This window comes from Glycomyces lechevalierae, from assembly GCF_027622945.1.
Lineage (GTDB): Bacteria > Actinomycetota > Actinomycetes > Mycobacteriales > Micromonosporaceae > Glycomyces > Glycomyces rutgersensis.
Window position 1 is genome coordinate 1 of sequence record NZ_JAPZVQ010000006.1, and the last position, 17,380, is coordinate 17,380.

General features: G+C 71.5%; 17 protein-coding genes. 7 read left to right on the forward strand and 10 right to left on the reverse strand.

Annotated elements, in window-relative coordinates; translation table 11 throughout:
* Positions 1 to 30 precede the first annotated feature (30 nt).
* Positions 31 to 1,167, reverse strand: coding sequence for a hypothetical protein (locus tag O2L01_RS11780; protein ID WP_270122130.1), 1,137 nt, complete (start codon positions 1,165 to 1,167; stop codon positions 31 to 33).
* Between the two features lie 227 nt (positions 1,168 to 1,394).
* Between O2L01_RS11780 and O2L01_RS11785 the strand changes: the two genes are divergently transcribed.
* The gene (locus O2L01_RS11785; protein WP_270122131.1) at positions 1,395 to 2,549 is read left to right on the forward strand and encodes a tetratricopeptide repeat protein; all 1,155 of its coding nucleotides are present in this window, start codon (positions 1,395 to 1,397) and stop codon (positions 2,547 to 2,549) included.
* Between the two features lie 140 nt (positions 2,550 to 2,689).
* Positions 2,690 to 4,234: a gamma-glutamyltransferase family protein gene (locus tag O2L01_RS11790; RefSeq protein WP_270122132.1), complete on the forward strand. Its 1,545-nt coding sequence runs from the start codon at positions 2,690 to 2,692 to the stop codon at positions 4,232 to 4,234.
* 121 nt (positions 4,235 to 4,355) lie between these two features.
* On the opposite strand, the gene O2L01_RS11795 is transcribed toward O2L01_RS11790, so the two are convergent.
* Positions 4,356 to 4,997 carry a hypothetical protein gene (locus O2L01_RS11795; RefSeq protein WP_270122133.1) on the reverse strand — a complete coding sequence of 214 codons (642 nt, stop codon included), beginning with the start codon at positions 4,995 to 4,997 and terminating at the stop codon, positions 4,356 to 4,358.
* Positions 4,990 to 5,322 carry a hypothetical protein gene (locus O2L01_RS11800; protein ID WP_270122134.1) on the reverse strand — a complete coding sequence of 111 codons (333 nt, stop codon included), beginning with the start codon at positions 5,320 to 5,322 and terminating at the stop codon, positions 4,990 to 4,992. The genes O2L01_RS11795 and O2L01_RS11800 overlap by 8 nt, the downstream gene beginning before the upstream one ends.
* 132 nt (positions 5,323 to 5,454) lie before the next feature.
* Here O2L01_RS11800 and O2L01_RS11805 point away from each other — a divergent pair, with 132 nt between their 5' ends.
* Both O2L01_RS11805 and O2L01_RS11810 read left to right on the forward strand, forming a co-directional pair.
* Complete coding sequence (locus O2L01_RS11805; RefSeq protein ID WP_270122135.1) at positions 5,455 to 6,582, forward strand: DNA glycosylase AlkZ-like family protein; 1,128 nt, start codon at positions 5,455 to 5,457, stop codon at positions 6,580 to 6,582.
* Between the two features lie 74 nt (positions 6,583 to 6,656).
* A complete protein-coding gene (locus tag O2L01_RS11810; protein ID WP_270122136.1) occupies positions 6,657 to 7,538 on the forward strand; it encodes a DMT family transporter in 882 nt (293 codons plus the stop codon).
* Between the two features lie 52 nt (positions 7,539 to 7,590).
* Here O2L01_RS11810 and O2L01_RS11815 read toward each other — a convergent pair whose 3' ends face one another.
* From O2L01_RS11815 to O2L01_RS11835, 5 genes are all read right to left on the reverse strand, one after another.
* Complete coding sequence (locus tag O2L01_RS11815; protein WP_270122137.1) at positions 7,591 to 8,745, reverse strand: S1 family peptidase; 1,155 nt, start codon at positions 8,743 to 8,745, stop codon at positions 7,591 to 7,593.
* Between the two features lie 286 nt (positions 8,746 to 9,031).
* Complete coding sequence (locus O2L01_RS11820; RefSeq protein ID WP_270122138.1) at positions 9,032 to 9,856, reverse strand: NmrA family NAD(P)-binding protein; 825 nt, start codon at positions 9,854 to 9,856, stop codon at positions 9,032 to 9,034.
* Between the two features lie 105 nt (positions 9,857 to 9,961).
* Positions 9,962 to 12,139, reverse strand: coding sequence for an MMPL family transporter (locus O2L01_RS11825; RefSeq protein WP_270122139.1), 2,178 nt, complete (start codon positions 12,137 to 12,139; stop codon positions 9,962 to 9,964).
* Between the two features lie 188 nt (positions 12,140 to 12,327).
* On the reverse strand, positions 12,328 to 13,002 hold the full coding sequence (locus O2L01_RS11830; RefSeq protein ID WP_270122140.1) for a response regulator: 675 nt from the start codon (positions 13,000 to 13,002) through the stop codon (positions 12,328 to 12,330).
* Positions 13,002 to 14,279, reverse strand: a complete 1,278-nt coding sequence (locus O2L01_RS11835) for a sensor histidine kinase (RefSeq protein WP_270122141.1) — start codon at positions 14,277 to 14,279, stop codon at positions 13,002 to 13,004. The genes O2L01_RS11830 and O2L01_RS11835 overlap by 1 nt, the downstream gene beginning before the upstream one ends.
* Positions 14,280 to 14,509: 230 nt before the next feature.
* Here O2L01_RS11835 and O2L01_RS11840 point away from each other — a divergent pair, with 230 nt between their 5' ends.
* Together O2L01_RS11840 and O2L01_RS11845 are read left to right on the forward strand one after the other, a co-directional pair.
* Positions 14,510 to 15,232 (forward strand): DUF998 domain-containing protein, encoded by a 723-nt coding sequence (locus O2L01_RS11840; RefSeq protein WP_270122142.1) that lies wholly within the window; start codon positions 14,510 to 14,512, stop codon positions 15,230 to 15,232.
* Positions 15,229 to 15,396 carry a hypothetical protein gene (locus O2L01_RS11845; protein ID WP_270122143.1) on the forward strand — a complete coding sequence of 56 codons (168 nt, stop codon included), beginning with the start codon at positions 15,229 to 15,231 and terminating at the stop codon, positions 15,394 to 15,396. The genes O2L01_RS11840 and O2L01_RS11845 overlap by 4 nt, the downstream gene beginning before the upstream one ends.
* A 51-nt stretch (positions 15,397 to 15,447) precedes the next feature.
* Here O2L01_RS11845 and O2L01_RS11850 read toward each other — a convergent pair whose 3' ends face one another.
* Entirely contained in the window at positions 15,448 to 16,152 is a 705-nt protein-coding gene (locus O2L01_RS11850; RefSeq protein ID WP_270122144.1) for an SDR family oxidoreductase, read from the reverse strand.
* Positions 16,153 to 16,227: 75 nt separating this feature from the next.
* On the opposite strand from O2L01_RS11850, the gene O2L01_RS11855 reads away from it, so the two are divergent.
* Positions 16,228 to 16,575 carry a MerR family transcriptional regulator gene (locus O2L01_RS11855; RefSeq protein WP_270122145.1) on the forward strand — a complete coding sequence of 116 codons (348 nt, stop codon included), beginning with the start codon at positions 16,228 to 16,230 and terminating at the stop codon, positions 16,573 to 16,575.
* 34 nt (positions 16,576 to 16,609) lie between these two features.
* Here O2L01_RS11855 and O2L01_RS11860 read toward each other — a convergent pair whose 3' ends face one another.
* Positions 16,610 to 17,323, reverse strand: a complete 714-nt coding sequence (locus O2L01_RS11860) for a siderophore-interacting protein (protein WP_270122146.1) — start codon at positions 17,321 to 17,323, stop codon at positions 16,610 to 16,612.
* Positions 17,324 to 17,380: the final 57 nt, after the last annotated feature.

Genomic DNA, 17,380 nt, shown 5'->3' on the forward strand with positions numbered 1-17,380 from the left:
CATCGGGTTGCGGCCCTTTTTGTGTTGCTCTTAGACGTACGGGCCGTCGAGGTGTTCGCCGGCGTGTTGGCGGTACCAGAGGCCGCGGTAGCAGCGCCACGGTTGCGGGCGGAGCTGGGTCGGGGCGAAGATCTGCTCGAGGAGGCGCCGGGCTTCGAGGAAGAAGTCGAGGCGTTCGTCGGGCGCGGCCACGTGCTGCGAGTCGTCCACAGGCGTCTCGGCCGGGAGGATCGTGAGCGAGGGCCACATGGTGGTCTGCTCGGCGAGCGGCAGGAGCCAGGCGCGCATCTCGTCGAGCGGTTCGCTGCCGACGGTGTACGTGAAGGAGGTCCGGTGGCCGGCTTCGCGGGCCGCGGCCAGGATCTCCGAGAGGCGTTCCGACTGGCGGCTCGTGGGCGGGACCAGGGGGTCCGCGGCCGCGGCGTCCTCAGGGACGGTCGGTTCGGCTTCCGTTGCGGGACTGTCGTCCTGGAAGGTCTCGGTGGTCAGGAAGAGCAGGATCGGACCGACTTTCGCTGCCAGTTCCGCGAAGGCGGACTGGCTGTGGAGGGCCGGGGTGAGGACGCCGAGCGTCGTCGTCTCCGGGAGGCCTTCGGCGGTCATCGCTTCGCGGACCGCGACGAGGTGCTCGACCACGAGGGCTTCGTCGTGGACGCCGCCGGCGGAGAGCGTGACCTCGTCGAAGAGGTGCGGCTCGCCGTCGTCGGCCAGATCGGAGGCCAAGGCCTGCAACAGGTCGCGGTAGCACTTCACCAGTTCGGGCGATTCGGTGCCGGTCTGCAGGAGCAGGGTCGCGGCGGTGCCGTCGGCGCGCAGGTAGCCGCGGACCTCTTCGCCGGGTTCGGCTTCGATGATCTCGGCGACCGGGGTGCCGTCGACGCACAGTTCGCTCAGGCCGTGCTGCGGCGATGAGGGGTCGACGTGGGCGCGGAGGCTGAACGGCGAAGTCGCGCGGTCAGCCGGCAGGACCAGCATGAACTCTTCGTCTTCGGAGTTCAGGCGCAGTCGCATGCCCTCGGAGTTGTTGCCGCGCAACCCGTACAGGTTCAACGCGATGAGCAGGAGTTCGCTCCACTCGAGGTCGTGCCGGACCGCGAGGCGCCGCCAGCGGTGCACCGTCGACGAGATCGGCCCGGCTGAGTCAGCAGGCTGTGTCGGCTCTTCCATGACCAGTTCCGATCTTTCCTCTCGTCCCCACCGCAGTCACTCCACGGTACAAGAGACTTGGCCGTACAGGTGGACGCGGTCCACCTCTATGCTAAGGGCGTCGGGAGACAAAAGCACCTGTCGTGAGCACCGGCACGCGGTTCGAGTCCCGTGGAGGCCCGAGTGGTCCGCCGCCGCCCCGGCTGCCGTGCCGTAGGAAGTGCCCCCGGAGCGATCTGGAGTCGGGAATGAGCGAAGCCGTCGGACCGTCCAGGATCCCGTCTCCGCGTGCGCGCGGCCGAGTCCTGCAGGCGGTGAACAAGACCTGGCCCGGGCTCATCTCCGGCGCCGTGGAGGGCCGCGCGAGGGAACTGATCGATGATGGTCAGTACCTCGAGGCCGCTGAGGTGCTGGAGCAGGGGATCGCGAAGTACGGTGCCGGTTCGGTCTCGCAGTTGCTGCTGGCGTGGTGCCTGCACATGGGCGAGCGCCAGGAGGCCGCGCTCGAGTGGGCGGACCGGGCGGTCGCCGAAGAGCCGGAGAACGAGGACGCGCACTGGCTGCAGGCGAGCGTCCTGTACGAGCTGGGGCGGGTCGACGAGGCGTCGGTGTCGCTGTGGCGGGCGGTGGAGCTGGCGCCGGACAACGGCCGGTACTACATGCAGTTGGCCTGGTACCACCATGTGGATCAGGAGTTCGCGAAGACCCGGGAGCTGGTGGAGCGGGCGCTCGAGCGTTCGCCCGAGGACGCGTGGGTGCAGCACACGGCGGGGCGGATCTTCGACTATCACTTGCGGCACAAGCGGGCCCAGGCCCATCTCCGGCGGGCGATCGAGCTCGATCCGAACCTCGTCGACGCCTGGTACGACCTCGCGGAGAACCTGCAGGTGCGCGGGCGGTTGAGCTCGGGGGTGCGGGTCGCATGGAAAGTGGTGAACGACGCGGTCGACACCAAGGCGGGCGACGCCGCGGTGGTCGAGGCGTGGGGCCTGTACGAGGCGACGTTGCGGCGGTGGTCGTGGCGCTGGTACGAGTGGGCGCTGCGGGCGGTGTTGCTGCTCAACGTGATCGACTGGATCTTCCCGACGCCGTTCGCGGTCGCGGTGGGGCTGTCCGGTGCGCTGGCGGCGGTGTTCGCGGCGGGGTTGGCGGTGTCGGTCTGCACGCTGCTGCCCGCGTGCCGGGCGGACCTGGTGGGGCAGGGCCGGCGCGGGCATTTCGCGGGGGCGGCGGCGCGGATGCTGCTGGCGTCGGGCGGGATCGTCCTGGTGCTGTTCGGGGAGCCGACCGCGTTGCAGCACTTGGGGATCCTCGCGGTGATCATCGTCGCGTACGTGGAGTGGTACTGGCGGGCCGCGCAGATCTCGGGGCGGCGGATGTTCGGCGCCGATCCGGACGTCTGACGGGCGCTCGCGGCTTTTCTACTAGCCGACCGGCAAGGTAGGCTTCGGGGCGTTGCAAGCGCGCGGACCTGCGGTTCGGCGCGCGTCGATCCCCCGGGTGGGCCGCGGTGCGGCCCGCCGGCTGCGCAGAAGGAGGCCCCGTGGTCGATCAGGGTGTGGTGTGTTCGGTCGATCCGCATGTGAGCGGCATCGGACGCGAAGTGCTCGCGAACGGCGGCAACGCCGTCGACGCCGCGATCGCGGCGGGCGCGGCCCTGACCGTGGTCGCGCCGCACCTGTGCGGGCTCGGCGGCGACCTGTTCGCGCTGGTCCACGTTCCGGGCGAGGCGGAGCCCGCGTATCTGAACGCGTCCGGGCGGGCCGGTTCCGGCGCGGACCCGGAGGGGCTGCGGGCCGAGGGGCACCAGGCGATGCCGTTCCGCAACGACGTGCGGTCGACGACCGTGCCCGGTTGCGTGGACGGCTGGTTCGCGCTGCACGAGCGGTACGGGACGCGGCCGATGGACGAGCTGCTGGCGCCGGCGATCGCGCTCGCGTCGGGCGGCTGGCCCGCGACCGCGATGCTCGCGAAGGCGGGCAACACCGTTGCGGGCGTTGCGGGTGCGGAGGACCTGGTGGGCCTGGAGGCGGGGTCGACCGTGCGGCGCGAGCGGACCGCCGGCGCGCTGCGCGCGGCCGCCGAGGGCGGCCGGGACGGCTTCTACCTGGGCGACTTCGGGCAGGGGCTCGTCGAACTGGGCAAGGGCCTCTTCAGCGAGGCGGATCTGGCTGCGTCCCAAGCGGATTGGGAGGCGCCGTTGAGCGTCGAGGCGTTCGGGCACCGGGTGTGGTCGGCGGCGCCGAACTCGCAGGGGTACCTGCTGCTGCTCGCGCTCTCGATCGCGGACCGGCTGGAGCTGCCGGTGGACGCGGGCAACCCGCTGTGGGCGCATTACCTGGTGGAGGCGTCGCGGCAGGCCGGGTACGACCGGCCGGAGCGGCTGTTCGAGGGCGCGGACGTCGCGGATCTGCTGGCGGCGGCCGGGGAGCGGGCGGCGCGGATCAGCGCGGACCGGAAGGCCGAGGTGCCGGTGCGGCAGTCGGCCGGCGGGACGACGTACATGGCGGTGCTCGACGGGAACGGGATGGGCGTCTCGTACATCCAGTCGAACGCGGCGGGGTTCGGGACGTGGCTGTTCGAGCCGCGGACGGGGATCGGCCTGCAGAACCGGGGGACCGGGTTCAGCCTGGAGCCGGGGCATCCGGCCGAGTTCGGGCCGGGGAAGCGGCCGCCGCACACGCTGGTGCCGGCGCTGGTGACGCGGGCTGACGGGTCGTTGCGGCTGGTGGCCGGGTCGATGGGCGGCGATTCGCAGCCGCAGATCGTGGCGCAGTTGATCGCGCGGGTGCTGCACGGCGGCGAGTCGGTCGGGGCTGCGGTTGGGGCGCCGCGGTGGCGGCTGCACCCGGGCGAGACCGGGTTCGGGACCTGGGACGGTGTGCATGAGATCGACGTCGAGCTGGAGGGCGGCAGCCCGGAGGCTTGGGCGGGCGGTCTGCGGGAGCGCGGGTTCGCGGTGGCTGACGCGGAGGCCGGGAGCGGGTTCGGGCACGCGCACCTGATCGAGATCGACGAGGACGGGCACGCGGAGGGCGCGGCGGATCCGCGGGCGGAGACGGGGACGGTGGCGGTCGCGCCGAACTAGCGTGGCCGGGCATTGATCGGTCCCCGAGGTCGGAGGTTTCGCGTCACCGTCGGCATCGACGATGGTGCGAGGACGGAACGGCGGGCGAGCGTCGCGCGGTCACGGCGGTCCGACGGCCGGATCACCGGGTCGGGCCGCTCGGTTTCACCGGAGCCTTCTGCCGGACATATCCGAACACGCCGCCGATGACTGCGAGCACCGAGATCGCGACGAACCAGTAGGCGCCGTCCGATATGGCGATCAGCACGAGCAGGAGCATGGCGACGGCAGCCGCAATGCAGGCGAGCCGCGATCGTCTGTCCTGTCCGGACTCGAGCTTCCTTTTGGCCTGCACGTATCGCGGGTCGGCGGGGCTGGTGTCAGCGGGGAGATCTCCCGAACGCAGGATTCGCCGGTGGTGGCGAGCCCTCGACCCGCCGTGCCGGGGGAGATCGCGGTCGCGCTGCACTTCGGCCGCCCGCTCCTGGGGAGTCAGGGTCTGCAGCCAGCGATTCCGGTCCCGGGTGTAGTGGCGGTAGCCGTAGTACGCGAGGTCGTCCCGTTCCTGCCGCCGTGCTCGCTCGCGCTCGATCTCGGCGCGGCTCGCCACCGGGTTCGGCTGCCGGGACGGCCCGTTGATCCACCCGTCCGCATCGGCGGACATGTGGATCTCGATCCTGTCCGCGTTGTATTGGGGGCCGTGGACCTGCTGTCCTTGCTGCTGGAAGTACGTCTGCGGCCGCTCGAGGTGCGATCGGCGGTCGCGATCGTCCGGCTCAGCCATTGAGGAACACCCCGATCGAGGCGGCGAGGCTGCTCACGATCGCCGCGACCGTCTCGCCCTGCCCTAGGAGTCCGGCCATGCGGCCTTGGGCGGCACCGGCGTCACCGGACTCCAATTCGCCGCGGGCCGCGGTGAGCTCGGTCGCCACGTGTTCGCGGGCGGCGGCGGGGATCGCCGCCTCCTGAAGGGCGGACAGGGCCCGGTCGAACGCGACGGCGTCGGTCCGGGCATCGATGGGGCTGCGGTGCCCGTGGGTGACGTTGATCGAGTCCGCCATGTACTGGTCGCCGTGCACGGTCTGGTTGTGCTGGTTGAATGTCGCCATTTCCCCATGATGCACCGATTCGGCTCGCGGCGCGTGCCGCTGCGCCTTCGGTCTTCCTTGCGGCGGTCGGCCGTGTCGGACCCTGGCGGTACGGTCGGGGTGTGCGCTCGTCATTGAGAGAGGACCGGATCTGTGCCTGAGTCGTTGCGGCTTGCCGATGCCCGTCGGATTGCGATCGCCGCGCAGTTGCGGCCCAAGGCGACCCGGTTCAAGACCGTGCTCGAACGCCTCGGGTGCATCCAGCTCGACACGATCTCGGCCGTGCGCCGGGCCCATGAGTTGACGCTGCTCGCACGGGACCTCGACGTCGATGAGGCGGTGCGGAGTCTCGAGCGGCGCAAGCATCCTGTCGCGTTCGAGTACTGGGCGCATGCGATGTCGCTGCTGCCCGTCTCCGCCTGGCCGTACCTCGCCCGCCGGCGCCGGAACTGGCGCGAGCGGTACCAGGACGACTCGCTCGCGGCCGCCGAGGCCGAGGTGCTGGCGCTGCTCGCCGACCGCGGGGCGATCACCGTGTCGGACTTCCCTTCCGGTGCGATGCACCGCGACCGGAGCACCGGGAACATCGGCGACAGTTGGAACTTCCGCACCGACCACAAGCACGCCGTCGAGCGGCTGCTCTGGTTCGGCGAGGTCGCGTGCACGCACCGGATCGGGTTCAAGCGCGTCTACCAGCTCGCCGAGCGCGCCATCCCCGCCGAGCACCGGTGGGACGCCGACGACGACGCATGCCTGCGCTACATGGTGTCAACGGCCCTGCGGAACCTCGGCGTGGGCACGAGCAAGGACATCGCCGACTACTTCCGCCTCAAGATCGCCGACACCGAGCGCGTGCTCCGCGACCTCGAGGTCGAGCAGATCGCCGTCGAAGGCTGGAAGGGCCGCGCCTGGATCGACCCGCAGGTGCGCCGCACCCGCCTCACGGGCGCTGAGCGGGCGGTCGCGGTGTCGATGTTCGACCAGCTGGTGTGGCTGCGCGAGCGCATGGAGCGCCTGTGGGGCCACGGCTGGAAGATCGAGATCTACGTGCCCGAGCCGCAGCGGACCTTCGGCTACTACTGCCTGCCGATCTTCGTCGGGGACGACCTGCCGGGGCGGGTCGCGCTGCGCCGCGGCAACGGCGATCTCGTGGTGGAGGCGGTGCAGTGGGACGACGCGCGCGCCGACCGCGAGCACCTGCACGCCGCCGTCGACCGGGCCGCGCAATGGGTGAACGCCGAGGTCCGGTGGAAGGCCGAAGTGCATCCGATGCCCCTCTGAGGGACCGGCGCGTCGCCCGCTCCTGACCTGCGGTTTCGGGTCTGCTCCGGCCGGGTCGGGCCTATCGTGGAGGTATGCAGCCCATTCGCGATCGGGCCGCGCTGGCCGCCTTCGCAGGCGCGACCCTTCTCGCCGGGTGCAATGCCGTCGGCATCAGGTTCAGCAACCGCGAGCTCGACCCGCTCTGGGGCGCCGCCGTGCGGTTCGGTGCCGCCGCGCTCCTGCTCTTCGCCGTCCTCGCCGTCATGCGGCTGCGCCTGCCCCGCGGGAAGGCGCTGGCCGGGGCGGTCGTGTTCGGGGTGCTGAACTTCGGGGTGCCGTTCTCGCTCGCGTACTACGCGCTCGTCTACCTCCACGCCGGCCTCGGCCAGACCCTGCTGGCGCTCGTGCCGTTGGCGACGCTGCTGCTCGCGGTCGCCCAGGGCCAGGAGCATTTCCACACCGCCGCGCTGCTGGGGACGCTCATCGCCGTGGCGGGGGTGGCCGTGGTGTCGCAGGCGCCGCTGCGGGCGGACGTGCCGCTGCCGGTCCTGTTGGCGGCGTTGGGGGCGGTGCTGTCGTTCGCGGAGGCGGCGGTGCTGGTGAAGCGGCTGCCGGAGGTGCATCCGGTGACGATGAACGCGGTGGGGATGGGGGCCGCGGCGGTGCTGCTGTTCGCGGGTTCGTTCGCGGCGGGGGACCGGTGGGTGCTGCCGGAGCTCGCGGACACGTGGTGGGCGCTGGCGTACCTGGTGGTGGCGGGTTCGGTGCTGACGTTCGTGCTGTACCTGATGGTGATCCAGCGGTGGGGCGGGCCGCGGGCGGCGTACCTGTTCGTGGTGGTCCCGGTGGTGGCGATCGTGGTGTCGGCGTGGCTGGACGACGAGCCGCTGACGGTGTCGCTGCTGGTGGGGACCCCGCTGATCCTCGTCGGCGTGTACGTGGGCGCGCTGCGCGGGCGGAGGGCCCGGGCGTGAGACGCGAGGAGGGGGCCTCCCTTCCGGAAGGCCCCCAGGGTGCAGCGTCCGTCTAGCTGGTGACGAGGGTCAGGCCCCAGGCGCTGAGGGCCGGGCCGATGGGCTGGAAGTAGGTCGTGCCGCCGGAGGAGCAGTTGCCCGAGCCGCCGGAGGTCATGCCCTGCGCGCTGTTGCCGGAGATGAACGAGCCGCCGGAGTCGCCGGGCTCGGCGCAGACGTTGGTGCGGGTCATGCCGTAGACCGAGCCTTCGGCGTAGTTGACGGTCTGGTTGAACGCCTGGATGCTCCCGCAGTGCCAGCCGGTGGTCGAACCGGAGCGGCAGACGGAGGAGCCGACGGCGGCCTGCGACGCGTTGGCGACGTCGCGGGTGCCGGAGTACATGTTCACGTCGTCGTACAGCGGCTCGGAGGAGCCGACGGCGACCCAGGCGCGGTCGGAGGACGGGAACACCGAGTTGCGGAAGGTGCCGGGGGCCGCTTCGCCGCTGGTGACCTGGTCGCCCGTGGAGCCGCAGTGGCCGGCGGTGACGAAGCCGGGGGTGGAGCCCTGGCGGACCGCGAAGCCCACCGAGCAGCGCCACGAGTTCTCGACGATGTAGGAGTCGCCGCCGCGCACGAAGTACGTCTGGGGCGCTTCGGTTTCGGCGACGGTGACGAGCGACGGGTCGATGCCTGCGGCCTCGATCACGTCGGCGGCGGTCGCGGCGTCGGCCGCTTCGACGACGAGCGTGTTGGACACGACGTCGACGTAGTTGCCGTAGTAGCCGTCGACGGCGATCGGGGAGACCGCGGCGGCGGCGTCCTCGAGGGTGGCGAGGTCGTGCTCGACGAGCACGGGGGTGGCGCCTTCGGCGCGCAGCCGGTTGGTCTCGGCGGCGTCGGTGGTGGCGACGAAGATCTCGTCGGCGTCGTCCGAGACCCACAGGCCCGCATAGGAGGCGTCGAGGTCGGCGGGGACCTCGTCGAGGAGGTCGGCGGCGACGTCTTCGACGGCGAGGCGGTCGTACGCCTCGGACTCGGTGAGCCCGAAGGTGTCCTGGAGCTCGCTGATGAGGCCCTGGGAGACGTTGCCGGTGAGTTCGGCGCGGGCCTCTTCGGCCTTGGCGTCGAGGATCTCGGCCGAGGCGGGTGCGGCCCCGGCGGCTAGGGAGAGAGCGGTGGCGATGGCACCGGCAGCGGTGACTGCAAGCGCGCGTTGGCGATTCATGTGATGCATGCCTTTCGGGTGAGGGCATCGGCGGCCGACGGGGAAGGCGGCCGCCATGGCAGGCCGGCGGCGCCCGCTGGTTGCGGACGGCGCCGAGGTGATGGTGATCCATGCCATGCAAGGAGATTAGAGCCAAATCGGAAAAAGTGAAAGATGCGAGTAATTCAGTGAATATCAACCTAAGTGGTGCGTTGTTTCAGGAATGTCAATTAGCCTGTGAATTCCCAGAATTACGGGCAAAAAGGGGCGCATCCGCAAAGCGGATGCGCCCCTTGGGGTTTCGCTGCTACTTGAAGGCGGCCGCGAACTCGTCCGCCCACTCGGCGAAGCGCCGCGCCGGGCGCCCGGTCACGCGCTCGACGGTGTCGGCGACCGTGCGCCCTTCGACGGGCGTGTTGCCCAGGGCCTCGATGAGGAACGCGATCACGTGCTCGTTCATGCCCTCCCCGGCCCACTTCTCGCGCGCCTCGTCGGTGGTGAGCTCGACGAACTCGATGTCGCGGCCGACCGCGGCGCTGAGGATCGCGACCTTCTCCTTGATCGGGACGGCCTCGGGTCCGGTGATGACCAGCGTCTCGTTGTCGTACCCGCCTTCGAGCAGGACCTTCGCGGCCACCGCGCCGATGTCGGCGGGGTGGACCATCGCGCTGACCCGGTCCCCGAAGGGCTCGCGGATGACCCCGTCCGCCTTGATCGGCGCGGCCCACCACATGAGCGTGTTCGACATGAACTCGACGGGGTGGAGCCAGGTCGACTCGATCGCGCTGGCCGCGAGGGCCTGCTCGAGCGGGCCGGCCGCGATGCCGCCGAGGACGGTGGCGCGGCGGACGCCGGCGGCTTCGGCGAGGGCGACGAGCCCGGCCGGGTCGGGCAGCGGGGCGTTCTGGTCGCCCGCGAAGTTGATGAAGTGGACGGCGTCGACGTCCTTGAAGGCGTCGGCGAGGGTGTCGTGCGAGGCGAGGTCGCCGACGGCGATCTCGACGCCTTCGGGAAGGGCCGCTTCGGCGTTGCGGGTGAGCGCCCGGATCTGGACGTCCGCGTCGAGGGCGGTGAGCTGCTCGATGACGTTGCTGCCGACGGTGCCGGTGGCGCCGGTGACGAGGATGCGCATGGGGTTCTCCTTCTTCGAAACTCCGGAACGGAATGTCATGTTCCAAGTTTAGCAGAGCGGAACGGTCTGTTCCAGTAGGGTGTGGTGTTTTTCTGGATCCCCAGGTCAGGCCCGCTGTTCGATGCTCTTCCAGGTCCGCGGCCACCGTCCGGCGCGGTCGACGAGCGCCATGAGTGCGGGCAGGAGCATGACCCGCACGACCACCGCGTCCAGGAGGACGCCGAGGGCGAGGGCGAGGCCGAGCTGCTTCATCTCGATGCGGTCGATGAAGACGAAGGCGACGAAGACCGACATCATGATCACGGCGGCGCTGGTGACGACGCTGGCGGAGGAGCGGATGCCCTGGCGGATCGCTTCGCGGGGGGCGGCGCCGCCGAGTGCGGCCTCTCGGATGCGGCTCATGACGAACACCTGGTAGTCGAGCGACAGTCCGAAGAGGATCGCGAAGACCATGAGGGGCGTGCGGGAGCCGACGAATCCGGGCGAGTCGAAGTGGAGGAGTCCTTCGGCCCAGGTGTGCTGGAAGACGAGGGCGAGCGCGCCCCATGCGGCGAGGGTCGACAGGAGGTTGAGGACCATGCTCAGGAGCGCGAACACCAGTGACCTGAACGCGATGAGCATCATGACGACGGTGGCGAGGAGTACGAACCCGACGACGAGGAACAGGCGCTGGGACTGGTGGTCGGCGTAGTCCTTCGCGTAGGCGGGTTCGCCGGAGACGGCGTATGCGACGCCGGGGACCTGCCCGACGGTGTCGGGGACGAGGTCGTCGCGGAGCAGCGCGAGGGACTCGGCGGCGCGGGGGTCGCTGGTGGCGTAGGGGATCGGCAGTTCGAGCCGGATCGCGGTGCCGTCGTCCGAGACGGCGACGCGGGGTGCGTCGGTGGCGGCGAACAGGGCGTCGCCGCGGGTGCGCTCCTCGAGTTCGGCGGCGGCCGCGGCGAGCGCGGCGGCGTCGTCGGCCTGCGCCACCACGGAGTGGGAGAGGCCTTCGGCGGGGAACTCGGCGACGAGGTCGTCGTAGGCCGCGATGGTGCCGAGCGATTTGGGGAAGGTCTCCTTGCCTTCGACGCTGGTGGTCATGGTGAGCGCGGGGAGGGCGAGGCCGCCGATGACGGCGAGGCCGATGACGGCGGTGGCGACGGGGTGGCGCAGGGACGGGCGCAGGAGCGCCGGCCAGAACCGGCCCTCGCCCGGCGTCGCGGCAGTCGTCTTGCGCCGCAGGAGTCTCCCGCCGTCGATGCGGCGGCCGATCTTGGCGAGCATCGCGGGGAGCACGGTGAGGGAGCTGATCATCGCGATGGCGACGACGATGATGCAGGCGGTGGCGATGGAGGAGAAGATGACGTCGTCGACGAGGTAGAGGCCGGCGAGGGAGACGATGACGGCGATCCCGGAGGTCACGATGGTGCGTCCGGCGGTCGCGGCGGCGTGCTCGATGGCGGCGGCCGGGTCGAGGCCGCCGGTGCGGCGGCGTTCCTCGCGGACGCGTTTGAGGTAGAAGAGCGAGTAGTCGACGCCGACGGCCATGCCGATCATGGCGAGGACGCTGGTGACCGCGCCGCCCGCGTCCGGGAAGAAGTGGGAGGCCAGGGCGTACGCGCCGAGAGCGGCGATGATCGAGGTGATCGCGAGGGCGAGCGGGACGCCCGCGAGGAGGAGCGAGCCGAACACGATGAAGAGGATGGCGAGCGTGATCGGCAGGGTGAACCGCTCGACCTGGCCGAGCTGGGTGCCGAGCTGGTCGTCGAGCTCCGACGAGATCGATTTGCTCCCGGTCTCGGCGATGTCGAGGCCGGGGTGCGCTTCCTGAACGGCCGCAGTGGTTTCGAGGAGCGGGTCGATGTGGTCCCCGGCTTCGTGCGCGGGCATGGACATGGTGACGGCGAGCAGGACGGCGTCGCCGCTCGCGGCGGTGACCGGCGCGGCGACGTCGGCGACCTCGTCGAGGGCGTTCATCCGCGCGGTGACGTCTGCGGCGGCCGCGGCGGCGGCCTCGGGGTCGAGGTCGCCGGTGGGGGAGGTGATGAGGATCCGCTCGACGGCGGGCGCGGTGAGGCCGTGCTCGAGGGCGATGGTCTCGGCGTCGCCGGCCTCGCCGATCCAGAAGTCGGAGAAGGCGACCTGGTGGGTGCCGGCGGCGGTGCCCGCGCCGAAGCAGACGGCGACGAACACCGCCCAGGCGAGCATGGCCTTCCACGGGTTGGCGGCCGACCAGGCGGCGACGCGGACGGTGGGCGGCCGCTTGGCGGCCGTGGGAGGGGGTGCGGTCTGCGTGTGCATGGGTGCCGATCTCTCTGCGCTGGTCTCCGGGCAGGGCGGACCGTCATGCGGGCCTTCGGAAGGCGGCGCATGCGGCGGGAATGCGGGTTTTCGGGCGGTTCGCCCGTTGGGTCCGAGGCTATGCGGATCGGCGGCGCGGAACACTCCTGCAGACCCCACCTTTTCGGGTGCGGTCTACCGGAACGGGCTTATCGCTCGCGGGGGTCGCCGGCGGTGATGAGGCCGGTCTCGTAGGCGCAGACGACGGCCTGGGCGCGGTCGCGGAGCCCGAGCTTGCTGAAGACCTTGCCCACATGGGTCTTGACGGTCTGCTCGGACACGAAGAGCGCCTTGGCGATCTCGGGGTTGGAGAGGCCCCGGGCGATGAGCCGCAGGACTTCCTCCTCACGCGGGGTGAGGGCGTCGAGTTTCGCGGACCGCTGCAGCGCGGGTTTCGCCTTGAACGACTGCTCGATGAGCCGCCGTGTCACGGACGGGGCGAGGAGGGCGTCGCCGGCCGCGACGACCCGGACGGCCGCGATGAGGTCGCCGGGCGGGGCGTCCTTGAGCAGGAATCCGCTGGCGCCCATGCGAAGCGCCTCGTACACGTAGTCGTCGAGGTCGAACGTGGTGAGCATGAGCACGCGCGGGCGGCGCTCCTCGGGCGCGGACAGGATCCGCTTCGCCGCCTCCAAACCGTCCATAGTGGGCATCCGAACGTCCATGAGGACCACGTCGGGCCGCAGCCGGGACGTCTCGGTCACCGCGACCACGCCGTTCTCCGCGTCCCCCACGACCTCGATGTCCGCCTGCGCGTTCAGCAGCGCCGCGAAACCGGCGCGGACCATCGCCTGATCGTCGGCGATGAGCACTTTGATCTGCACTAGGGCTCCTCTGCGTTCGAACGGTCCTCGACCGGCAGCACCGCGTGCACACGGAACCCGCCGTCGGCGGTCGGCCCGGTCTCGAGCGTCCCGCCGTCGAGCGACACGCGCTCGCGCATCCCCACCAGGCCCAGGCCCGAACCGTGCGCCTCGCCGACCTCCGAGCCGCGGCCCGCCGGCGCGGGGCCGTTCACCACCGTAACCGTCACCCGGCCCTCGGCGGCGGCGACCTCCGCGTCCGCCGCCGCCCCCGGCGCGTGCCGCACCACATTGCTCAACGCCTCCTGCACCACCCGGAACACGGTGAGCGCCACCGTCTCCGGCAGATCCTCAGGCAGGCCGCCCACCCGCAGCGCCACGGGCGTCCCCGCCCGGTTCACCGCCTCCGCCAGACCCTGCAGCGCCTCCGGGCCCGGCTGCGGCGCCCGCGCCCCCGCCTCGTCCTCGCTCCGCAGCACCCCCAGCAGCCGCCGCATCTCCGCGAGCGACTCACGCGCCTGGCCGCTGATCGACCGGAACTCCGCCTTCGCCTCCTCGCTCAAGCCCGCGAGCCGGTACTCCGCCGTCGACGACTGCACCGTGATCACCGACATGTGGTGCGCCACAATGTCGTGCAGCTCCCGCGCGATCCGAGTCCGCTCCTCCAGCAGCCGCCGCTGATGCCGCTCGGCCTCCGCGACCTGCTCCTCCTCCGCCACCCGCATCCGGCCCTGCCGCCAGATCCGCACCGTGAACCCGACCAGGAACGCCAACGCCCCCAGCAGCGCCCCGAGCGTGAGACTGTCCGTCGCGGGCGTCGGCGTCGGGTTGGCCACCGGATCGGAGACGATCGTGACCAGCCGCGCGTTCGACATCCCGATCGCCGCCGCGCCCGCCAGGAAGTACGACAGCCACGCCAGCACCCCCGCCCACGGCCGCCGGTCCCGCGCCAACGCGAACAGGACCACCATGAGCGCGAACAGGTTCGGGGTCGTGAGCGGCCACGGCTGCCACCCGATGAAGTCCGCGCCGAGCATCGTCGCCACCAGCGACCCCAGCACCAGCAGCCACGCCTCGACCGGCCGGAACCGGGCCAGCACGATCGCCGCGCCCGTCGCCAACGCCGGCAGCACACCCCACGCCACGTGGTACTCCGTGCGCATGATCTGGTTCGCGGTCATGAACAAGACGAACGCGAACGGCACCGAACCGGGGCCGATGAACGCGAGCGTCGTCGGGAACCGCCACCGCCACGTCCCCGAACCGACCGGACCGGCCGCGACCAGATAGGAGACCACGGCACGGACGGGACTGTACGGCGCGGGCCCCGTCGAACGGGACTTCCGGGCTCGCGCGGGTCGGCGGGACTGCTCACGGGTCGTCACCGCACCAACCTATGCCGCCCGCGGCCTGCACGCCCTCACTCCCGGGTACGGGTCGAGCGCCCCCGCCTCACCCCACGGTATGAGACCCGAATCCACGCCTCGGCCCGAGGGAACCGCACGTCAACGCCCCTACCGTTCGCCGCATGACCCAGAACCTCTTCCGCACGCGCGCAGCCGAAACGACCGCCATGGCCGCGGTCGCGGCCAGCCAGGCCGGCTTCGCCGTGATGCACCTGACGCAGGCCGACACGGTGGACCCGGTCGCCACCCCCGTCTCGAGCTACGCCCTGACCTGGCCCGGGATCATCCTCTTCCCCGCCTCCGTGCTCGCCCTCGCGCTGGCGTGCGCGATCCTCGCCGGGCGCGGCGTAGGGCTCGCCCGAGAGGGCTTCATCCGCTTCCTGCTCGGTTCGACCGCGGTGATGCTGCTGTGCGCGGCGGTGTTCCGCACCGGGACGCCCGAGTCGGGGCTGACGTGGTGGGCGCAGATCCACCGGTACACGGCCGGGGCGGCGTTCGTGCTGCTCACGGTGGTCGCGGCGTTGTGCGCGCTGCGGATGAAGGACGCGGCGGTGCCGGACTGGGTGCGGCGCGGCACGTGGTGGGTGACCGCCCTGGCGGCGCTCACGTTCCTGACGACGACGGTGAACACGTTCCTGCCGGGGTTCCTCGACGGCGGGGACTGGCGCGGCATCGGGCAGCGGGTGCTGCTGGTCGTGCTCTCGGCGCTGGTGTGGATCCTGGTCGCGAACTCGACCCGCGTGACCGTCCCGACGGCAACGCCCGCAACGGTTCCGGCCCTCGCCGTCGACGCGGTTCCGGTTCCGGCGACCGCCGAGCCCGTACTCGCCGGGTCGCGGCCGTGACCGGCCTCGGGCGGCTGCGGGCCGGCCTGGGCCGGGCGCGGATGGCGGTCGGGAAGTGCGGCGAGCTGCGCCGCCCGGGCCCGGTGCGCGCCTGGCGCGACGGCCGGGTGTTCCACGGCCCGGACGAAACCGCGAAGGGGCCGTCCTTCGGGAGCTGGTTCTGAGACGCGATCGGCCGAGGGCCCGCCCGAACGGGCGGACCCTCGGCGCCGCGTTCAGCTCGCGAGTTCGGGGTAGAGAACGCTCGGGTCGGCGTTCAGGATCGCCTTGAGCGCCACGGCGTTCCGGTCCGCCAGCACCTCCAAGGCACCGGCTTCGATACCGTCGAGTCCGGCGCGCGCGATATCGGCCGGGTCGGCCTTCTCCGCTTCGACGGCGGCGAGCATGTCGGTGTCGATGCCGCCGACGTGCAGCCCGGTCACCTGCGTCCCCTGCGCCGCGAGTTCGAGGCGCGCGCCGTTGGTGAGGCTCCACGACGCGGCTTTCGCTGCGGCGTAGGCGTTCCCGACCCCGAACGCGCGCCACGACAGCACCGAGAGGATGTTGAGGACCGCGCCGCCGCCGTTCGCGCCGAGGACCGGCGCGAAGGCCCGCACCATGTTCAGCGTGCCGAAGAAGTTGGTCTCCATCTCGCTGCGGACCGCGGCCCCGTCGCCTTCGAGGAGGTTCGCGAACGTGGCGATCCCGGCATTGTTGACGAGGATCGTCGTGTCGGCGGCCTTCGCCGCGGCGGCCGCGACCGAAGCGGGATCGGTGATGTCGAGCTGGACGGGCTCGACCCCGGGGAGGTCGACGGCGTCGATGCGCCGCGACCCGGCATAGACCTTGGCCGCGCCGCGTTCTAGGAGTTGCCGCGCGAAATGGCGGCCCAGGCCGCGGTTGGCGCCGGTGACGAGTGCGATGGAACCTTCGATGTGCATGAGGTCGACCCTAAGACCTCACGCCGGCGTCAGAGGCAAACGACCGTGGCGGACACCACAGCGAGGAGAGTGCGGATGCGCATCGGGGAACTGGCCGAGGCGACGGGGGCGACGGTACGCGCCCTCAGATACTACGAGGAGCAAGGGCTGCTGCGGCCCGAACGGACCGCGAGCGGCCAGCGGATCTACACCCCGGACGCCGTCGACCAGGTCCTCTGGATCCGGTCACTGCTCGGGAACGGCTTCTCCAGCAAGGCGATCGCGCAACTGCGCAGGTGCGCGAGCGCCGACGAGGTCACCCCCGAGCAGCGGGCGGTGGTCCGCGCCGAGCACGCCCGCATCGAGGCCGCATACCGCGCCGCCGCGGCGACGAAGGACCGATTCGCGTCGGTCCTCGCGTTCATCGGCGACGGCCCGGACTAGACGATCGCGGCCGCCAGGTCTACGGGCGAACGCTTCAGGACCGCCAGTACGCCATCGCGTGCACACGGTGCTTCGGGAAACCGACCTCCCTGCGGGCGAACGCGGACAACGCGCGCGTGGACCTGGCTTCGACGGCGATCCAGAGGTAGGCGAGGGCGGGCTCCGGGGCGAGACCGGGGAGTTCCTCCCGGACCCGGCTCACCAGGGCCTCCCCGTCAGCGACGCGGGGGACGAGGCGCAGGTCGTGGCGGTCGGTGGTGCGGTACGGGAGTGCGTCGTCGCCCGCGGTCTCGAACCAGATCGTGGCCGGGGTGTCGGGGAAGGCGTCGAGGAGCGAGTTGACGGCCGGGAGCGAGGCGGCGTCGCCGACGAGGAGGAGACGCTCCGGCTCGGGGTCCAAGGGCTCGAAGCCGGTGCCGTAGACCGTGGCCTGGATGGTGTCGCCCGGTTCGGCCCTCCGGGACCAGTCGCTCGCGACGCCGTTGTGGAGGGCGAACTCGATCGCGAACGTGCCGGCCTCCCGGTCGGGGTCGACGAGGGTGTAACCGCGCTGGTGGGGCCTGCCGCCGTCGTCGAACCAGAGACGGACCCACATCGTGGGGTGCCCGGGCAGATCGGCGAGGAGGCCGCCGTCGGTGAAGGTGAGGCGGCGGTAGTGCTCGGTGATCGGCGTCGCGCCCGTGACGGTGAACGTGAAGTCCTTGGCGCGCAGCAGTTTCAGTACCGCGCCCTCCCAGCCGTGGCCCATGCCCGATCCCTTCTCGCGTCCCGGTGAAAATGAGTGAAGCTTTGCTTAGGTTAGACT

Excerpts from the sequence above, each read along its gene's own strand:
- O2L01_RS11860 (WP_270122146.1), bottom strand. The coding sequence starts at position 17,323 with ATGGGCCACGGCTGGGAGGGCGCGGTACTGAAACTGCTGCGCGCCAAG.
- O2L01_RS11795 (WP_270122133.1), bottom strand. The coding sequence starts at position 4,997 with ATGGCTGAGCCGGACGATCGCGACCGCCGATCGCACCTCGAGCGGCCG.
- O2L01_RS11850 (WP_270122144.1), bottom strand. The coding sequence starts at position 16,152 with ATGCACATCGAAGGTTCCATCGCACTCGTCACCGGCGCCAACCGCGGC.
- O2L01_RS11785 (WP_270122131.1), top strand. The coding sequence starts at position 1,395 with ATGAGCGAAGCCGTCGGACCGTCCAGGATCCCGTCTCCGCGTGCGCGC.
- O2L01_RS11825 (WP_270122139.1), bottom strand. The coding sequence starts at position 12,139 with ATGCACACGCAGACCGCACCCCCTCCCACGGCCGCCAAGCGGCCGCCC.
- O2L01_RS11820 (WP_270122138.1), bottom strand. The coding sequence starts at position 9,856 with ATGCGCATCCTCGTCACCGGCGCCACCGGCACCGTCGGCAGCAACGTC.
- O2L01_RS11780 (WP_270122130.1), bottom strand. The coding sequence starts at position 1,167 with ATGGAAGAGCCGACACAGCCTGCTGACTCAGCCGGGCCGATCTCGTCG.
- O2L01_RS11855 (WP_270122145.1), top strand. The coding sequence starts at position 16,228 with ATGCGCATCGGGGAACTGGCCGAGGCGACGGGGGCGACGGTACGCGCC.
- O2L01_RS11800 (WP_270122134.1), bottom strand. The coding sequence starts at position 5,322 with ATGGCGACATTCAACCAGCACAACCAGACCGTGCACGGCGACCAGTAC.
- O2L01_RS11815 (WP_270122137.1), bottom strand. The coding sequence starts at position 8,745 with ATGAATCGCCAACGCGCGCTTGCAGTCACCGCTGCCGGTGCCATCGCC.
- O2L01_RS11810 (WP_270122136.1), top strand. The coding sequence starts at position 6,657 with ATGCAGCCCATTCGCGATCGGGCCGCGCTGGCCGCCTTCGCAGGCGCG.
- O2L01_RS11840 (WP_270122142.1), top strand. The coding sequence starts at position 14,510 with ATGACCCAGAACCTCTTCCGCACGCGCGCAGCCGAAACGACCGCCATG.